This is a genomic window from Gammaproteobacteria bacterium (assembly GCA_029882975.1).
GTDB lineage: Bacteria > Pseudomonadota > Gammaproteobacteria > SZUA-152 > SZUA-152 > JAJDNG01.
This window is the reverse complement of sequence record JAOUJW010000002.1, coordinates 229,173-247,530: the sequence shown is the minus strand read 5'-3', so window position 1 is coordinate 247,530 and position 18,358 is coordinate 229,173. Positions and strand designations below refer to the sequence as shown.

Below are 18,358 nucleotides of genomic sequence, written 5' to 3'. Positions count from 1 at the left end.
AGTCACCTCACGCAGTTGTTACCCGTGCTTTTTCACCTAATACGGTAATGTTTATGTGATCCGAGTCCACGAGATCCGTGAAAACTTCCTTAAAATATTCCTTCATGTCTTGATTAGCAATCCAATTGCCGTTCATGTTTAGATTCACTGTAAGTTGTTTTCCTGAGCCTTGCGAGCCCTGCATTGCTCGTTGTTCTTCTAGTTTCTCAATATGGCGATTGGTCACTCTTTCATTAACCGATGGAAAGGTAGGGCCTGATCCGACACTGCCGCCGCCACCTCCGCCAATAGTAGTAGACCGGATCTGAGAAACAGCCCTCAAACCCATAGACAAAGCGGAAGCATAAACAGCAGCCCTACCCCAGAAATCAAGCTGTGTATTGGCGGCGGCACCTGCGGCCATTTGCCATGCGCTCATCAAGGTGATACCGGCACTGACTCGCTGAGCGTATTTAAATGTTTTGCCTCCTGCTTCTTGGCCGATTGTGTAGATGGCGTCTGCGTAACTTTGGGCAACCTGCAGTTTTAATCGAGCTATACGGTTCTCGTACTTTGCGCGCTTATCCGCTTCCGCGTTTGCTTTTGCTGTAATTTCTTCTTCGTGCCTTGCTGCGTTTTGAGCAATTAAGGTGTTGTACCGCTCTTGAGTAATTACTTTATTCTGTAAGGCGGTCTCAATAATTTGGGCGCGGTTTGCGTAACTTTGGTGGATTCTTTCTTCCGCTCCAGCCATCTCGCTTTCTATCTCGGCCAGTCGATTGTTTTGACCGCCTGATGTATCAAACGCCTGGGCCGCATCTCTAACTTTCTCTGTGTACGCCTCAACGGACATTAGCCCGCCTTGCCATAGTCCGTTGTATCGCAGCAGAGAATCGTTCGCGGCTTCCTGGGCTGATTGGTTTTTCAGGATTAGGGATTCAATGCCGCTCAAGTCTTTTATGCGCTGCTTTTCTGCATCGTTGCGGGAGAATTCTTTGGGTTTCTGGGGGCGAGCCGATTCGCGCTGGGCTTCTACTGCTGCAAGCTTTTCCGTTTCAATTCGAGTATCTTGCAGCTTCCTCAGTTCAACATCTATCGCCTCGATTCGCTCTTTCAGCGTTCGTTTGTTCAGGGTGTAATATCGCCCGGTGCCATTGGTTAATGCCTCCGTGTACTCCAGACGCTTCTTAAATAGCTCGTTAAACCTTTCCTCACCCGGCTGAGCCCCTGAGATTTTATCAATCAGTCGAGCCCAACCGGCAATGGATGAGGCTATCAAGTCATTGACGGGTTTAAGGCTACCGGATAAGCGCAGGAGACTGTTTTCAAGCTGAGTGGTAGCTTGGCCTACCGTAACGGGTACTTTCTCAAACTCGCGCTGAATTGCGTCTGATTGAGAGCTTAGGGCTTTCACAACCGCTTCGGCCGTTAACTTGCCCTGCTTCCCATACTCCCTCAGTTGACCGATAGTGAGCCCCATACCCTGAGCAATGGCTTGGGCTAACCTGGGCGTCTGCTCCATGACGCTATTGAGTTCCTCGCCCCTGAGTGCGCCTGCTGCCAATCCTTGTGAGAGCTGGGTCACTGCGGCCTCTGCTTCCGTATTCGTCGCGCCGGAAACCTTAATGGCCTTATTGATCGTTTCGGTTAGCTGCAGTTGTTTGGCTTGGGAAAGGTTCAGGGTATCCGTAGCGCGCGCCATACGGCTATACAGGGTAACAGTAGCCTCGTATTCTGACCGGGTACGCTGAGCACTTTCAAATACGGCGGATTGTCTTATTGCGGCTTCTTCGTTGGATTTGGAGACCAGGCGGATTTTGCTTTCGAGCAATGACATGGTGTCGGCGGCTTTGATAACGTCGCCAGCCATTCTCGCCACACTGATACCGGCAAAGGCTCCCGCTGCTATTTTCGCTGCGCTCTTAGCTTGCGCGCCGAACGAGTCCAACTTTTTGTTGGCCCGCTCCATTTCCTTGGTGAACTTTGCGGTGTTCGCCAGGAGGTTGATTGCAAGGGAGCCGATTTCCTTGGTCGACATGACTTATTCCTTAAAGCTTTGGAACCGATTCTCTGAGGTTGTCCAAGAATGCCGATATATCGGTATCCACGCTGTACCGAACTTCCTCAGCTTGGCGTATGGCATGCCTGATAGCTTCGTCCCTTGCGTCGCACTCTTCAGCGTTGGAGTAAATCTTTTTCTTGTGGCCGCCCAGTGTCTTTACAGTGTGGCTGCCCGTGGCAAAGCTCCGGCGGTTTTTGTCGGACAGTTCCCGCATGTCGGAAATAAATGCAGTCAGTTTTTCCTTATCACTTTGAGGGATAGAGTTGGCCAGTTCGGCTTTTAAGCGGGATACTTTTAGTTCGTAGCGGGTTAGCTGCATCAACTCGGAATCCACTTGTAGGCGTTCTCGTTCTATTTGAAGCAATTTCTGCTTAGCATCATCAATGCGTTTTTGAATTTGGCGTCGTTTTTCATTCAGACGTACACCATCGGCCACGTGTTCCTTTTGTTGTTTGTCTATTTCAATCTGAATCTGGCGGCGTTTTTCTATCCGCTTGGATTCGTAATCCGACTGTAGTTGTTTTCCCAGGTCGCTTTCTTTGAGTTGGTCCAATACTGTGTTTGCTATTTCCATGTCAGTTCCTTATGCGCGTGCGGCTAATGTGATAAAAGGGCTCAGGGTGTCGCCTTGGTTACCGGTGATGGTCTGGCTTACGGATGGCTGGCCATCAATCCTAAATACTGCGCGAAATGCGCTCATGTCCCGATCAAACCACATGTGCATGCTGGTGGCGGTCTCGATTCCGCCGGCCTTTGTGATGGTCCGATAACTTTGAAGGTCTAGAAAATAGCTGTCTCCCTGGTCTCCCAATTGCTGGCAAGATTGAGACAAGTACAAGGGGCGTCCTATCAGGCGGCCGGCTGGCGGATCCTGTCGGCTTTGTGGTGGTGTCCAAATCGGGGAATTGCCCACACTCATGGTCATCAGCTGGGGAAAGGCGGTATTGTTGAACAACCAAACGGCGCTTTCTATGCTGTCCTCTGGCATCCTGGCGTACATTTTGGCTACGTTGGCCGCTTGTATAGTGTCCGCCGACTGTCCGCCTTCCGCGGCCTGTACGATTAAAGCGGGGTGCGTGGAGACGCCCTTCATGCGTCCTACGCCATTGCCGTTAACAATTCCGTCATTAACTTTCCAGCGTATGGCTCTTGCTGTTCTCCGTGTCAGGTATTGGCTTAGCGCAACGGCGTCTGCCAGTAGCTCATCGGTAACCGGTACCAATGCAATCAATTTTTTCATGCGCAGGACAGATGGTGTGAGTGATGGCTTGGTTTGAACGGCTTCGTCGGCTTCGTCCTCCCAATACGCAACAACCCCCTCACTACCCCAAGGGGTTGTTTCATCCCCAGGAAATGCCATGCTGTTACCCTTGATTTCCGTATTGTCCGTCAAGGGGAGTAAAGCTGTACCTCCGAGAGAAATCTGAAATATTTCTTTTGAGAAGTCCGGCGGGACCACATAGGCCGAATCGGCGCCGGTGCTTTCATTGCCGTAGGTTACCGGCCCGGCGCTGATCAGTCGGTGGTCGATGTTTCCGCCGGGCCCCGACGCTTGATACACAGCCTGAAGGTATTGACCGTAGTTCTTGAAGCCGGGTTGTACGCTGAGGTACTGCTCCAAAACACTGATTTCACCACCAAGACTTTCGATTTGGTCCGCCAGGCTGTTAATTTGTTCGTTTTCCGTGTCGGTAATGTCTCGGCCTGACTTTTCCGCCCGGTCTATGATCGTCTTAGCCTGCTTTTCCAACGCTTGGCGCTTTACCTTCAGCTTGCGTATCTTGGTTTTCACTACATTTGCTCCTTTGGTTTCGATTTAAGCTGTTCACCAATGGGTGAGCGCTGTCATTCGATCAGCGCAGATGGCCGCTTATTGCATCTACTATGACATGCGTGAAGATTGTGTGAAGTTTTAGGAGGCTGGGTTTAAATTTTCCAACGAACTGGACTGTCGGGGTTTTGGGTGTAGCAAATGGCGTAACCGGTGGATATACAAGTCTTCAGGTGCTCTGCCATTATGGGAGCTAGTGAGTGAATATCATCGATGGCGGCTTTTATTTTTTTCTGAACTGTTTGTCGGGCTTTGTCACGGGAATGTGAAAACCGTCGTATTCCGTTTTTTGACGTGGCTTTGTTAACGTAGGACAGTAGCTGTTCTCGCTCGTCTTCCAGCTTGTAGCGTAGGCTCTCGGCCATGTAACGGTTCAATTGCTCGTCAATGGTTTCCAACCGAGCTTGGATTTGTTGCGCAGTCTCCCGATCAAACAAACCTTGGTCCAAATAGTCTTCACAGTGACCGGTTTCATTGGTAACCAGCTCTATGGCTTGCACGGTTACTGATTCGTGTTTGATCAAGTGGTGAATGTAATCAAAACCGCTCTTGCGGGTGTGTAGTGTTTTCAGTTGGCCATTAATGCCAATCAGCCAACCATTACCGATTGAGCGTAGGTGATACACGGGGCAGTCGTTGGCCGCGATAGCGTTTTGTAGTAAGGGTAACACGGCTGCGGTTTGATCTACGGTAAGCGCCTGGCCATGTTCCAGTCGAGTTATGGCGGCTTTGATATTGACCAAACTGGACACAATTAGCCTTTGAAATACGCTTCGTTTAAAACTACGGGCTTGAGCATGGATTGAGTGATGCGCCGTTTTTCACCAGGGAGAAGAAAACCCAACCGCTCAAGGTAGGCCGCTTGGCTTTCGAATACCGGCGGATTTTCCGGATCAATTGGGATATAGCCTGGTAGGCGTTTGAACTGCTCGAAACTCCAACACGGCCAAGGTATCCCAAACGAGTACCCTTGTGGATATTTTCGCTCGCACCAAAACATCGGGCGCCCAATACCACCTAAGCGTTTTCTTGGTTCTGGTGACTCGTACCGCCACCAACAGCGGGGACGAGTTCCCGGGGAATGCTTAACCCAGTTCTTAACACTGGTCTCGCTATGCTGGCGCCACAGCGCTTCCAATTCGGGGGTACCGCCATGTTCGTAATCGCTCAATTCAAAAGTGTTGTAGGTCTTTGGGAGCGGGGCATCGTTAATAAACGCCCAGGCGAGCTCTGAAACCCCCTTTTTTTGTTTCGAAATGCGTCGTTTTACTGGCATATTACCTCCGGTTTGATCGCAATGCCGGCGGCCGGTCAAGCTCTGCCGGCGTTCCGCAATCGAGATCCAATTCGCGGACCAAGCGAGCAAACGCAATACGTGAGTCGCGCTCAATGGCAACTTCAGGGCGTGATTTGGGAGCGCCAAAGCGATCCTCGTACGTTAATCCGTGCTTTTCTAAGGCTTCTCTGGCTTCCTGGCAACGATCCCATGCTTCTGCCGCCAATGTTAAGAGTTTGTAGTGATGCTCCTGTAATATGTAATCTTCGAGCACACTTCTGAACCATTTTTTAGTGTTTGGGCGTAGGTGTTTGGGTGGTCTCATAGTAACTCCAAATTTTTATTTCATCCGGGGCAGGTCGAGTAAAAGCAAGTGGGGACTAACGGTAGTAGCCTCCAGTCTCCAGGGATTAACCCCCCCTAGGGGGTACGCTTCGCTTTTCTCGCCTCATCTTCCGTTGCTCGCATTAGTTTTACGTTAAACATGATCGCACGGTGTAGCAATGCGCGTTGTTCCAGGCTCAGTGAATAATCTAGGAATTCAGCCAGCTCCTTACGCTGCCGCTTAAGCATTGACTCCAATTGTTTGCAGTGCCGGACCATCATGCTGCCGGCTTCCTTGGTGGTATGGCTGGCCGTGCTTTGTCTGCCAGGGTTCGTAAATACATCTCTACCAACAAATTAGCGTAATGCTCCGAGCTTATGCCATAGGCTCTCTGATCCACTTGGTTCCAGCGTCGTGGTCCGTGCTTATGCAGGATCTGTCCTGCCTGGATTCGCAGTTCACGGGCTTGAGTGTCCAGGTCTGCGGCTTGGCTCAGTAGTCGTTTGACTTTGCGGTCTGGGTGTTTCACTTGGCTACCTGCGTTATGTGAAGGCTTAGTCGGTTCAATAGTTTTGTCCAGGATTTAGTCAATTCTGGGTAGTACGTGCGCGCGGAGTGTCCCCCCATACCCCCCCGTTTACATAACGCAACGCAGGGTTGCTCCTGCGTAAAGTAAACTGGCATGCGTAAAGTAATCACTCTACGCACTTAACGCGCCTATGAATTCGTGGCCCTTTTCAGTAACTGACCACCTTTGTTTCTTGTTTCGATACGAGTCCTTAAACTCTGTTCTGGTAATTAGTTCACGCCGCTCTAACTCTCGTAATAGGGTGTAGAGTTCGTTACGCTTCAGTCCTGGATAGTTTGGTTCCGCTTGGATCATCTTGTAAGCGTTAATAGGCGAATTTGGAGCCGGTGCTATCCATTCACCCCTGGATTCGAATTCCGCGATTAGCCGGACTACAGCTTGCTGTTCGTTACTGCCGATTCTGTCTCGAAGCGGAACCGGTTCCGCTAGTTCGAGCGTGCCGTGTTCCGTCCACCGCAATGTAATCGGATCGGCTTTTTTGCTGTGATTTGATTTGGCGTGAGCGAGTGTGAGCGAATCATTCTCAACGGTTAACGATAGCCTGGATCGGACACTATTGTGCCAGGCGGTGGAGCCGGAATAACTCTCTACATTGTCTTTGGATTTCGCTGCAGCTTTATCGATGTGAGCGAGCAAAATTACTGCCCCATCGTTCGGCCTGATTAGGTTGTTTAGTGATTGTATAAACCGTCTGACTTTGCTGCGCTGGATTTCATTGGCATCAAAGACATCGGATGCATTATCTACAAATAGTACTTCGATTCTGTTTTCTTCGATTTTTTCGGCCAGCCATCCGTATCTTGGTGTAAAGCATTCATCGTGATTGTAACTTTCAACGAAAAGGGTATTTTCAACGGATGTCATGTCATACACAAAGAGCCAGTTGGCTAGATCCTGTATATCCGCCCCTAGATCCTTGCAGATTTTTACCAATCGCCAGTGAATGATTTCAACGTCGTCCTCGCAAGAGTAAAATGCCACCTTGAATCTTCGCTCGACCTGTATATCAAAAAAAGGCCTATTAAGAGCAATGCAAACGGCCATGGTTAAGGCCAGCATCGATTTTCCGGCGCCCCCGTGTCCTGGAAACAATGTTGTAGCGTTTTTAGGTATCCAAGGTTTCAGGACAAACGCCGGCGGTTTTGGGTCGGTGGTCGCCAGTTTCAAGAAATCCATGTGAGCCGGTTCAGCGATTCTTTCAGGGGCAGTCTCCCCAACTGATGCGCTAATGTCTTCCAGGGAATCGGAGTCGCGCAATTTCAGCATTACGGCCTATCCTGGAATACTGCCATGTTCATTGTCGGGTGATCGTCATCGATTGGCGGTGGCTCCAAGACGCGAACCACCGTCGCGCCGTCTATCAATAACTGGCGGGCCAGACGGAGCAGGTCCAACTCCACGGTATCCCCGGCCACCACGACCGTCACTTCCTTACCGCGGACAGGCCAGGAAAAAGAATTCGGATTTTCCTCGGCCGGCAGTACAAGGGGCGAGCGCGTGGAGTTATCTCGTGCCGCTTGCCAAGCATTGGTCCCGGCGTACACCCAGATCTCGCGGCGTTTCGGATCGAGGTGCTTGCCATAAGGCGGCAACCGATTGGTATTTTTCCACGCTTGGTGGATCCGGGCAGCAGTGTTAGGCATGGTTACATACACCAAGCTTTTTAGGTGCGGGAAAGTAACCGCTTTGCACCCATCGCCACATGGTCACGGAACTCCGGTTATAGCGCTTTTCTAGGAATTGTTGATTAACAAATGGAGGTAGTTCGTCGGCAGTCTCTAGACCTTGTTTCCGCTCCCAAGCCAGTACAACTTCTCCGGGCCATACATTGCGACCAAAATTCATATGTGCACCTCATCAAGTAAGTAAGTTAAATTAAATTCAAGCTGAGGAAATATTAGAAAAGAGGGTGTGGTGTGGATAGCAAAACCGGGACGAAATTTTTCGTGAGATTTTATGAAGTTTTTTCGGTTTGTTCGGCAGCCCAGTAAAACATTGATTCTTTGTTATTTTTGGCAAGACCCAGCCAGTATGAAACGCTTTTCACTTCGACGCCGCCTAGTGAAAAAATGGCTTGAAGACAGATTCCTGCAAACCCTGTATTTGAAGTTGTGAAATTCAGTCTATGTTCCCAAAAAGTGCGTTCCAACGCGAGCGCGGTTTTGAGGTTGATATTATAATTGCCCACCGGTAAATTTTTCTCGGTTTTAGCTGCTCCTGTGGCTAGTGTGGACAACAATTGAACTAATGCTGGACGCCCCTCATAGTAAGCATATTCCATGGCCGTTTGATGGTTTAGCTTCCCTTTGGGTTCTTCCCCTCGGTCGTGTGCAAGAATTTCGTCCAATGGTTTAATGTAGGGACGCATTAGCTTTTCTACATCAATTTCCTTTTCGAGGTTCTGCAATGCGTAGTAGGTCATCCATCCCAATGCGTTAGAATCCAATTGGTTTAAACTATCAGCCAATTTGGTAAGCGTTCCACGTATTGAGGTTAAATTTTCTTTGCGCTTCTGCTGTTCGGGTAGGGCTACGCGCTGAAGCTCGGGAATTGCATTGGCATAGCCTTCAAGTGTTTTTGTAAACACTGCGGCCTCATCCTTCCAGTCCCAGTCCCTTTTTTTGCTTCGTTCTTTACAATATCTATCGGTGATTCGTTTTCTTGTGTCTGCACTAAATTCGGGGTCCATTGGTTCCATGGTCAAGCTTCCATCGCCACAACGTTGGAAGGGCGGCTCACGATATCGTTAATGACTTTCGCCCAAGCATCAAAAGCCTCCCGCTGTTCTGCCAGATAGTCATAGCTCGAATAGCTCTTTGATCCTACGTCTTGCGGGGTGTGGTTCAGGCAGGCTATTTTGATATGGTCTGGAATTTTCAACTTATCCAGTTCGGTCCGTAGCGTGTCCCTCGCTTGCTTGAAAGTAAAGTCCGTAACTCCGGACTTTGTTGCTACCAAGTTTTTCAATTTACTCCCCGGTATGAAGTGGCCAAGCTTGCCTGGGCCTGGGAAAAAATGTTGGTTGTCTTCCTCCAATTCTCGATTCGCTAGGATGTCTATGGCTAACTGGGGCAGGGGGAAGGTGTGGTCTCTTTTGTTCTTGGATCGTTCCCTGGGCAGTATCCAGGTGGCATTTTCGAAGTTCACCTCATCACCATCCATCGCGGCAACTTCCATGACTCTCTGGCCCATAATCATTAGCAGCTTGATGAAATCGCCATACATGCCGCCAATGGATTCCGCGGAGCTCCAGATTTTCTTTATCTCGCCATTGTTCCAGGGGCGCTTGGTTGGCTCTTCGTTGTCGAACGGCTTCTCGATGTCGGCCATTGGATTGCTCGTGATCTTTTTGCGTCGCTTGGCCCACTTAAAGAACACATTGAAGGCTTGCCATGTGCGGTTGGCCATGTAGGGCTTATTTTCGTCTATCAGAGAGTCCAGGGCGTCCTGTACATGGTTTTCTGACACATCGGGTAAGGGCCATTTGAGCCACTGTTTCCCGGCTCTTAGTAGGATTCGTTTGGTTTCCTTCCAGGTGCGGTTTTTCTTTTTCTGGATACACCACTTGGTGATAAATTGCTCAACCATGGTTTCATAAGAATTGTCCAGATTGTCTAACTTCAAAGCGATGGCTTCCTGGCTCTTTTTCTTCTCCCGTACCGGATCGCCGCCGGCATCTACGGCTTCGCGGATTTCTTTGGCTTTTGCCCGGGCATCCACAATAGAGACCAAAGGGTAGCGGCCAAGGGAGACATGGCGCAGGGTTCCCTGGTACTGGCCTACCTTTACCCGGTAGGAGGTTCTGAAGCTCATGGCACCACCGGGGTTCACCCTCAGCTTGAGGTAGGATACGGTGGTATCTTTACAGGTGACATCCTTCTCCAAAACGGTAATGAAGCTTTTGAATTTCTTGCTTTGGAGGGTTAGGTCGCGGAATTCAAATTCCTTGTAATCGTCCTTAAATTCCTCTGGGAAGTAGGGTTCCCTCTTGTTGGTAACATTTTCCATAAAACGGCTGATTCCCGGATTTGGTAACTTTTGGTAACATTTGTGTGCTTAATGCGATGAAAGAAGTATGGTAGGAAATGAAAGGTTTCGCAAGGTAAAATATTAAGAAAACCAATAATCTACCAAGATATTTTCTTGAGAGTGCAACTTATTGAAATCGTATGAAATTACCAAAACTCTGATTTGTAATCAGCCGGTCGTAGGTTCGAATCCTATCGCCAGCTCCATTTTCTGAAAAACAATTGTGATCCGTGCAAGTCCATAATCCGGCTGATTGCTTTTTATGCACCGGTCGTAGTTATTTTCTATCCCCGTGCGAATAGAGAAATCCGACCTGCCATCCATGGCGCGACTCCAGTTCACTAAATAAGCCCCAGCCCGGACATCCTTGTCCGGGCGTTCGCCTCGCGCGAAGCATGCTTCGCGTACAACGCGTAATTACCGAAAGTGCGGTTTCCTCTAGGGGGGGGATAGGGGTTGTGGCAGTTGCTTATTGCTTTAGTTGGCTAAGAAGAAATCGAGCTGCCAGGGAGGGATTTGATTTCCAGTTTGAAAGTTTTAGCGAAAACTCAATAAACTTAGACGCTTGTTTTCTGTCGTTTAAAGCAATGCTGGCGGTTAAGCCTGCTAACAGCGCATAGTCTAAACCTTGTTGCGGTAAATGATTCTGTGTCTCCAATATTGACTGGGAAAAGTTAATAATGGAATTGTAATCGCGTGTCCCGACGGCATGGAACATGTTGAACCAATTTTTCGTGTTTTTAGGGAATCTATTATAGCATTTGCTGTTAAGTAATGTTTTCCAGACCTGATCTGCAATTTTGGGGCTGGTAAAAGGATTGATTGTCACTGCTAGTTTGTAGGCGCTGTTTGTCAAAAGAAATTCACGATTGGAATAGTCAGAGCAATTAGAGGATTCCAATTGTAATACTCTTATAGCTTCTTCGATTCCAGGGGGCAGCATTAGGGGCGAATCTGTTTTTTCCAAAATGGCAGTTGCTGTATTTCGAGCAAAATATTCTTTTTCTGATCGTGTGAATGCGTTTGTTGGGGTAGATTTATCCCAGTTTGCTGCGGGTCGTTTTTGCGTTATTTCAAGAAGTGGAATCGGGTTTAAATGTAACCAGGTTAATTCTACGGTGCTCTCTGTTAAGTAACGGCTTTTTGGAGCATTTAATCCGACGTAGGGAAAATAGTCTGAATTCACTGGAGCGCCAAATGAACTAAAAAATGCTCGTAGTGTTTTTTTATCACCAATACGGCGATATTCGAGATCATATTCGTTGCTAATGTTTACTCGTTTTAAGTTGTTTGCTAATCCTGGTTCTTTAAAAATCCATCTATCTATTTTCCATGAGCGGGGTTTTTTGCTCGCCACAATGATGATGTTTGCGTCATCGGTATTAAAAACGGCGTAGTCTTCAAAATTATTATCAAGGGCGACAAAGATAGATGATAATATTTTGAAGTTCGTTTCATATAATTGTAACCATTGAGTAAATAGGCCGTCATCTGAAAGATGCGTTTTGATCTGTGTGTAGAACTCGTCGGTAAATAAGCTGGCGACGCCACTTACCCAGGGATTAGAGGGTTCTGAGACGATTAAGTCATATTTGGACTTTCGGCTTGAAAAGAAAGTTTTGGCATCTTCGTAATGTATATGGCTGCGTGGATCATGGTATACCTTAGAAACGGTGTCGCCAAATAGTTGTGCACCCTCGACGATAGCCGGTTCAATTTCTATTGTGTCCACTTGCTGTATTTGTGCTGCGCCCAATAAAACATGACTTGTTAGGCCTGAGCCCATACCTATATTGGCTACCGTTTTGATATCTTTATTTAGAGCCAGTGGAACTGCAGCGGTTATTACCATGGTTGTTTCATCCATAGACGCCTCAGTGTGTGAGGCGGCTATTTTTGCATCAACTTTTCCGTTTGTTTTTATTATTACATCTCCTGCCGCGGACTTGCTAACCGAAATTGAAGCGGTTTTTCCATCTCTATGAAAAATTATCTCATCATCCTGGCTTGATTTTCCCGTTCGATATACGCCAGAGTTGATTTTCTTGAAATCTGGTGTTGCGAAAATAGCGACTATAATGCTAACTCCAAAAGCAGTAGCAATTGCAGTTTTATGATGTCTCTCCAGTTTTTGCTTTTGCGCAAAAAATATAAACAAAATTGCAGTGCCAATTGAAATGTCTATTAAGGCTCCCATTTCAATTAACCATTTCACACCGGAATATGGCATAACTAAATGTACCGCAAGTGTGATACCTATGATTGCGCCTAATGTGTTGAAGGCATAAACTTTGCCGATGTTTTTCTCACCTGCAGTTGTATTAATTAAACTGTATGTGATTAATGGTAAAGTCATTCCTGCAAGGAATGTGGTTGGGATCATAATTGCAAGCGCTATACTATGGCTAACAAGGGTGAAAAATAAATATCCATTTTCTGACTTGTTTAACCCGCCCATGATGAAGCTCATAAAGTCAAAGGTGTAGTGGTATGCCGGGATAGTCAATAGGGCACAAATACCCATTAGTATTTGCACATTAGCTACATATTTTATTGGTGAAGAAATCTGTTTTATTCTACGGTTGATCCACAGGCCTCCAAATGCCAAGCCGGTGATAAAAGCGCTTAGCATTAGCTCGAATGCCTGCATTGTCGAGCTTAGAACCATGCTTAACATTCTGATCCATGCTATTTCATAGAAAAATGAAGCTGTGCCCGTTAATAAAGCTACTGCGAGCAAAATTTGAATTTTGTTTGAAGGTTCTCCGACATGTTGCTTTTTGTCTTCTATTGTTGCTGCGGTACCATGATTTCCTATGACAGTTGAAATTTTCCATGTGATCAAAGCCAGTAGTACGTTAAGGATTCCGGCGATCAATATTGCGCCCGGTAGCCCCAAGCTTGGAATGAATATGAAAACTCCTGCGAGCACCCCCATTGCGGCCCCAATACTGTTAGTGAAGTAGAGGGCTCCTAAGGTTTTTCCTGATTGTTCAGGTGATATTCTGATTATGGATGCACTCATAAGGGGGAATGTCGTGCCTAGCAGGATGGATTGGGGTAAGATCAATAATCCCGCCAACGTCCATTTTGTTAACGTAATGGAAGCGCTGCTATCCAGTACCGGCACAATGGTTTCAAAAATAACCGACATAGTTCCAGTGAAGTACTGGTGGAAGGTAATGGCAAGAATCCCAATTATTCCTTCGGCTAATGCATAAATTAATAGTGGATTTTGTATTTTGGTAGTAAACCGGGCAACAACAAATGCGCCAATGGTCATGCCCCCCATAAAAATGAGTAAAACAAGAGTTTGCGCGTAGGCAGCATGCCCGAGAAGCAATTTTAAATAGTGTGCCCAAATAGATTCATATATTAAACCGCTGAAGCCAGAGATAGTGAACAGCAAAAGTAAAGCTATCCTAAATTTTGAGTCCATTGAGAAATCCGGTAGCAATTTGGTTGGGGGAAATTTATTTACGTATGCAGAAACTATGCCCCTTTGCTAGCCAGGAAAAATTGAAGGATCAGACAACCGGGCTCGGAGGATACCTTCTCAGCTTAGGTTTCAGCTATGTTGTTGTCCCAAGCGGTATGGGGTGCGATTTTCTCTGCTTACTGCCCGAAAATTGAGCGTGCTGTTAAGCTCTGTGTGAGGGTATCCGTTAATGCACGCTATGCTCGTCAGATGAAATTTCGGCTACAACGGGATTCCACTCCGGTTCCTTTCTAATTGAATCGTAAAAGCGAGCCGTGCCTATGACGTGCTAAGTTCGATCAAGGTCGGCGATTTGATAGGGCGGGCTCGTGGAGCACCCGCCTTTTTGTGCAAAGGAATTAGAATCCAATATTTCCTGGTGGGAAAACGCGTTTGGAACCGTTGCCAGCCAAGTGGAAAGTTTATTGCGCCCTTATTAATAACCAATAAAAACAACATGATACAGTATCTAAGTCGGTCGATGGTCTCAGATTTGACATGTTTCAATCCAATACTATAAATTAAAAACGTTTTCCCGTTGCCGAAGGCTTTTGCAAGTCTTCTCCGCTTTGTCCTGGTTAACCAAAGTTAATCCAGGTCTTTCTGCTTAACATTGATTGAAGCGTTTTTATATTGAGTCGTTCATTTCTCTTACTTGCTTTTGCTTGCATAATTATCCTGTTGAACGGGAGGGTGGTAGCTGAGGACGATATTGTCACTGGAAAGTTTGTGGTCAGTTTTACGGCTGCGGGGCAAAAAGACTGGGTGGTTAATGCCCTGGAAAACAATGTCTATAAAGACTTGTCCGGTTACGAGCGGGTGATTCCATTTAAGAAGCTGGCGCAGGAACAAGACTGCTTTAAACCCCGTATGCCCTGCATTCTTGCGCTTTACAAAAAACAACAGGTCGATGCATTGATGCTGGCGGTCGTTGATGTTAGCGGCATCGATTATGAAGTATACGATGTTCAAAACGAGTCTCTGGTGAAGACCGGTTCCATTCCTATTGGTCAAGGTTCCAGTTTACTTAAGTTGAGAATGGGGGCTTTTGAAGCATTCAAGCCTTTTTTGGAAAAAGGCGGTATTCTGGAAAACCGCCAATACAAAACCGATTCGGTTTCCGTTGAGTTTGGTCAGCAACAACATCAATTCAATGACACCAGAATACGCTTGTTGATTTTCCTCGCGATACTTTCCGTTTTTCCTTATTTTCTTTCGTTTGTCGGCAAACCTTTGCGACATCCGGAAAGATCGCGCATCGTGTTGCGTTGGTTTTATCCGTTTGTAATTGGTTGTCTGTCGCTGATCGCTTATCAATACCAGTTAGAGACCAGCGCGGCCGGTACCGTTTTCGATGTGATATTGAAGGTGTCTGATGGCTACCATTGGATTATTACGGGGCTGGGTGGTGCGGTTTGGGGCTATTTTTTCATTATCAATTACAAAATTGTTGTGCCGCATTTGCAAGGCTTGGAGCGTATTAAGCCTAAGAACATATTGCCTGTGTTGCAGTCTTGTCTCTACACGCTGCTTGTCAAGTCCGCTTTTTTGCTTTTATTCTATGCGGGCTTTTTTTACGGGGTTTATCAGGTAGGTACGCTGTTTTCTTTAAACCAGGAAGTGATTCTTTTGTTGTTGATTCCCTTGTCCGGATTATACGTTCTCTATTGGGCCGGGCTGATATTGGATGTGTTTTCCATGAGTCTGGATGTGAGGCTGGCAGAGGGGAAGCCGGACTATAGCAATGTGTGGAACGAGAAAGTACGCAAGTACTTTATCGCACACCTGAAAAGAAATGGTGTCAGTCTGAGTCGAAAACTGGTCGATGATGTGGTTTTCCTGGCAGGACAACACAGGGGTGTGATCTTTTATGGCGGTGGATTCAGTCGTCCGAGAATCGCCATTGAAAAGGATTTGATTAAATTTGCTCTGGGGGATATTGATGATTTTAATCCTCAGGAAACCTCCGTCTATGTTAAAAAATCCTTCGGTACCATTGTGCGCCAGGAAAGCTTACTACAGTTAGTTGCCAATCTGGCCCCACAGACACAAACCCGAAAACGGCAAACGCCGCGCGCCGATAGAAAACGGGAAAAGGCTTTTCAGTCTGTGCGGTACTTCTTTGAAAGGACGGTTGAGCGGGAGATAGAGGGGAGGCTTGAGCGAGGCGCCGGGGCGCGTACACAAGGTTTACGAAATTCCGCAAACGTGTTGGAAGGGGTGGTGTTACCCCAGTTGGCAGGTAAGGACCAATTTCCCTCTTTAATGTCGGATAATCGCGATGAAATGGAAATTGTCGCGCAGTTGTTGATTGACAATTCTTTCAAGCACGACCGCTATGATATCGAAGCGGAAGTGGATGATTCCAGTGAGCATGACCGTGATTTCTTGTTTGGTACCCTGCTGCATAAATTCGGCGGCTTGTTGCGCCGCGATGATGTTTTCTCAACGCTCTATTTTTATTTTCGTTACAAAAAAGGCGTACAACGAAAACCCTACAATTTTCTTTTGTCCAAATATTTCGCCATAGTGGCCGATGCCTTTGTGGTACTGAATTTCGGTCTCAATCACTTAATGCAACATTTGTATTACCAGGTCACAAAAAATGATGCACCCTTGACAAAGAAAGGGGCTGACTCGGACATACTCAAAAGCCAGGATGAAATATTAACCCAGACAAAGAAATTAGTGGCTGAACGTAAGGCGAAAGTGATTCAAACAGATGAATTGGAAAGACTGGTTTGGTTGTCCCGGTTTTGCCAAGATGCCATAGAGAGTCGGGAAGAAAACACACGGGCGCAGAGATTGGTGCGTTGGGCTGTTTCTCTGGGTGTGCTTTATGTGGTATCCGTGGTGTTGCTCAATGCCTATAACTACCACCCCATTTACCAACAAATAATTGAACAGGAACGACAGGAAATAGCGAAAGCTATTAAAGGAACCTCTGATTAACTCCACGAATGGCATATATGGGTACGAAATCGTCAATTGCTTCGTTGCCTACATGGATGTAGGCAAGGGGCGAGAGCATGGAGCGGGAGCTTTGAAAAATTTGGAAATATTCCCGATATTCCCTGCATTTTCCCCACAGGGATGTGGTGAAGGCGCGTGAGAATGGATCGGAAGCTTTTCGCCTCGCACTTAACAATTTTGTCCCCATCTCTGCTCATCCAGGAATGAATCAGAGGTTCCTAAAGATAAACAAGAGAAACAACGGAAACTACCATGAGTGACAACGAATTAAACAATAATTTAAGTAACGAAGTGGCGGTGGAAAAGCCGAGTAAAGGGTATTTTCCATTTTTTAATAAAGGTACTCAAGCGGTCAGGCAATCCAGCGCCGGGGCCGGTTTGGTGGGGCTGGTAGGGTTTGCGTTTATGTTGCTCGTGGCTTCGGTGTTTTTTATAACCGAAAACTACTTTATATCCATGTTTACCATATCCGTGGGCCTGTTGATCTATGTGACCGGTTTGGATCTGATCATACTGACATTTTCCACTTTCATTATATTTTTTTCATCCAAGCATCTGAATACGCGTGCCACCTCGATGCAGGAAACGATTGTCGCTTTGAAAAATCTTCTGAACATCAAACGAGGTAGGGATGGCAGTATCGCCGTGGGGCCTATTAACAGCAATGTCCCCATACAGTTACCGGACAACTCGTTAAGCCGGGATATTCAGGAGATCGTCTCCGCCGGAAAAAGTTTTGAATATGCTGAATTTGTGGCTCATTCCTATTATGTGGAATGTCACGAACTGTACGAATCTTCCAGTTCGAATTTCGATTTTGTCTCAGCGACGATGCCCTTGTTCGGTTTGATCGGCACTATTATCGGTCTCATTGCCATGTTCGATAGCCTGGGGTCTGATGTGACGGTGGAATCTCTTTCACCCCAGTTGGCACTGGCTCTGAAAACCACGCTCTACGGTGCCATATTTTCATCCATATACAAAATTATTGGTACTCGCTTTGAGCGCAGAATGGTTGATCTGGATTACGACTACGATTCTTTGTGTCGTGCCTTGCAAGTCATCATAGAGAATAAAAACTCAATAGAGGTAGTGCGATGAGACGTTATGCGGATCCCCCCAAGGGAAGAAGAACGCGGGGAGAGCCCTGGATGATCATCTATACGGACCTCATGACCATTATCATGGTGTTTTTCGTCATACTATGGTCGCTTAATCAGGGTAAGGACATTGGTATCAGTGAAACCGTCGGCGATGTGACAGCCCGAATGCTCAGTCTGCCGGGTGATGTTTTGTTTCCGCCAGGTAAGCATGATCTTTCTGATGAAGGTCGGGAGGTGTTCAAAAACATTTTCTTTGACGAAACCGGTCAAGTGCTCAATTTCCAGACCGGTGGTTTGACCAAGCGTCTACTGGTGATTAACGGTCATACCGACGGAGATGGGGAGAAAGAGAAAAACCTGGAGTTAGGTTTTCAAAGAGCCTATTCCGCTTACCGGGAGGTGAGTAAATACAGCGGGGAGTTGCCGGATCATGTGGTGATTTGTACTCACGCGGATAATTCGCCGCAAGTGGCGGTGCCCAGGTTCGAAGGTGCTATGTCCAAGGCGCAAAGGGATATGTTGAGAGCCTCCAAATCTCAAAACCGTCGCATCACTATCGAAGACAAAATTATCAGCGATTTCGATACACAATGAGAAGTCGCGCCGCTAACCCTGCTCAGTCAGAGCGGAAATCTTTTTGCTTCAAGCTGGGCACCAACAGCTTGGTCCTTACGCTTGCTGTGTTGGTTTGTTCCGCGCTCGCGGTGCAGGCG

Annotated in this window: 16 protein-coding genes; 3 read left to right on the top strand and 13 right to left on the bottom strand. The window is 47.1% G+C overall.

Going from position 1 to position 18,358, the window contains the following annotated elements; translation table 11 throughout:
• Positions 1-7 precede the first annotated feature (7 nt).
• The 13 genes from OEY58_02850 to OEY58_02790 form a co-directional block, all read right to left on the bottom strand.
• Positions 8-2,017, bottom strand: coding sequence for a tape measure protein (locus OEY58_02850; protein ID MDH5324379.1), 2,010 nt, complete (start codon positions 2,015-2,017; stop codon positions 8-10).
• Positions 2,018-2,027: 10 nt separating this feature from the next.
• Positions 2,028-2,615: a hypothetical protein gene (locus OEY58_02845; protein MDH5324378.1), complete on the bottom strand. Its 588-nt coding sequence runs from the start codon at positions 2,613-2,615 to the stop codon at positions 2,028-2,030.
• A 9-nt stretch (positions 2,616-2,624) separates the two neighbouring features.
• A complete protein-coding gene (locus tag OEY58_02840; GenBank protein MDH5324377.1) occupies positions 2,625-3,833 on the bottom strand; it encodes a phage major capsid protein in 1,209 nt (402 codons plus the stop codon).
• 134 nt (positions 3,834-3,967) lie between these two features.
• Complete coding sequence (locus OEY58_02835) at positions 3,968-4,624, bottom strand: hypothetical protein (protein ID MDH5324376.1); 657 nt, start codon at positions 4,622-4,624, stop codon at positions 3,968-3,970.
• 2 nt (positions 4,625-4,626) lie between these two features.
• Positions 4,627-5,148, bottom strand: coding sequence for a hypothetical protein (locus OEY58_02830; protein ID MDH5324375.1), 522 nt, complete (start codon positions 5,146-5,148; stop codon positions 4,627-4,629).
• Between the two features lies 1 nt (position 5,149).
• Positions 5,150-5,473 carry a P27 family phage terminase small subunit gene (locus OEY58_02825; protein MDH5324374.1) on the bottom strand — a complete coding sequence of 108 codons (324 nt, stop codon included), beginning with the start codon at positions 5,471-5,473 and terminating at the stop codon, positions 5,150-5,152.
• 95 nt (positions 5,474-5,568) lie between these two features.
• Complete coding sequence (locus OEY58_02820; protein ID MDH5324373.1) at positions 5,569-5,754, bottom strand: hypothetical protein; 186 nt, start codon at positions 5,752-5,754, stop codon at positions 5,569-5,571.
• Positions 5,751-6,002: a hypothetical protein gene (locus tag OEY58_02815; protein MDH5324372.1), complete on the bottom strand. Its 252-nt coding sequence runs from the start codon at positions 6,000-6,002 to the stop codon at positions 5,751-5,753. The genes OEY58_02820 and OEY58_02815 overlap by 4 nt, the downstream gene beginning before the upstream one ends.
• 171 nt (positions 6,003-6,173) lie before the next feature.
• A complete protein-coding gene (locus OEY58_02810) occupies positions 6,174-7,328 on the bottom strand; it encodes an AAA family ATPase (protein ID MDH5324371.1) in 1,155 nt (384 codons plus the stop codon).
• Positions 7,328-7,705: a hypothetical protein gene (locus OEY58_02805; protein MDH5324370.1), complete on the bottom strand. Its 378-nt coding sequence runs from the start codon at positions 7,703-7,705 to the stop codon at positions 7,328-7,330. The genes OEY58_02810 and OEY58_02805 overlap by 1 nt, the downstream gene beginning before the upstream one ends.
• A 311-nt stretch (positions 7,706-8,016) precedes the next feature.
• Positions 8,017-8,760: a hypothetical protein gene (locus OEY58_02800; protein MDH5324369.1), complete on the bottom strand. Its 744-nt coding sequence runs from the start codon at positions 8,758-8,760 to the stop codon at positions 8,017-8,019.
• A gap of 2 nt (positions 8,761-8,762) precedes the next feature.
• Positions 8,763-10,070 (bottom strand): site-specific integrase, encoded by a 1,308-nt coding sequence (locus OEY58_02795; protein ID MDH5324368.1) that lies wholly within the window; start codon positions 10,068-10,070, stop codon positions 8,763-8,765.
• A gap of 490 nt (positions 10,071-10,560) precedes the next feature.
• Complete coding sequence (locus tag OEY58_02790) at positions 10,561-13,530, bottom strand: spermidine synthase (protein ID MDH5324367.1); 2,970 nt, start codon at positions 13,528-13,530, stop codon at positions 10,561-10,563.
• Positions 13,531-14,262: 732 nt separating this feature from the next.
• On the opposite strand from OEY58_02790, the gene OEY58_02785 reads away from it, so the two are divergent.
• The 3 genes from OEY58_02785 (at position 14,263) to OEY58_02775 (ending at position 18,239) form a co-directional block, all read left to right on the top strand.
• A complete protein-coding gene (locus OEY58_02785) occupies positions 14,263-16,521 on the top strand; it encodes a hypothetical protein (GenBank protein ID MDH5324366.1) in 2,259 nt (752 codons plus the stop codon).
• A 273-nt stretch (positions 16,522-16,794) separates the two neighbouring features.
• Positions 16,795-17,643, top strand: a complete 849-nt coding sequence (locus OEY58_02780) for a MotA/TolQ/ExbB proton channel family protein (protein ID MDH5324365.1) — start codon at positions 16,795-16,797, stop codon at positions 17,641-17,643.
• Positions 17,640-18,239 carry a hypothetical protein gene (locus tag OEY58_02775; protein ID MDH5324364.1) on the top strand — a complete coding sequence of 200 codons (600 nt, stop codon included), beginning with the start codon at positions 17,640-17,642 and terminating at the stop codon, positions 18,237-18,239. Before OEY58_02780 ends, OEY58_02775 begins: the two co-directional genes overlap by 4 nt.
• Positions 18,240-18,358: the final 119 nt, after the last annotated feature.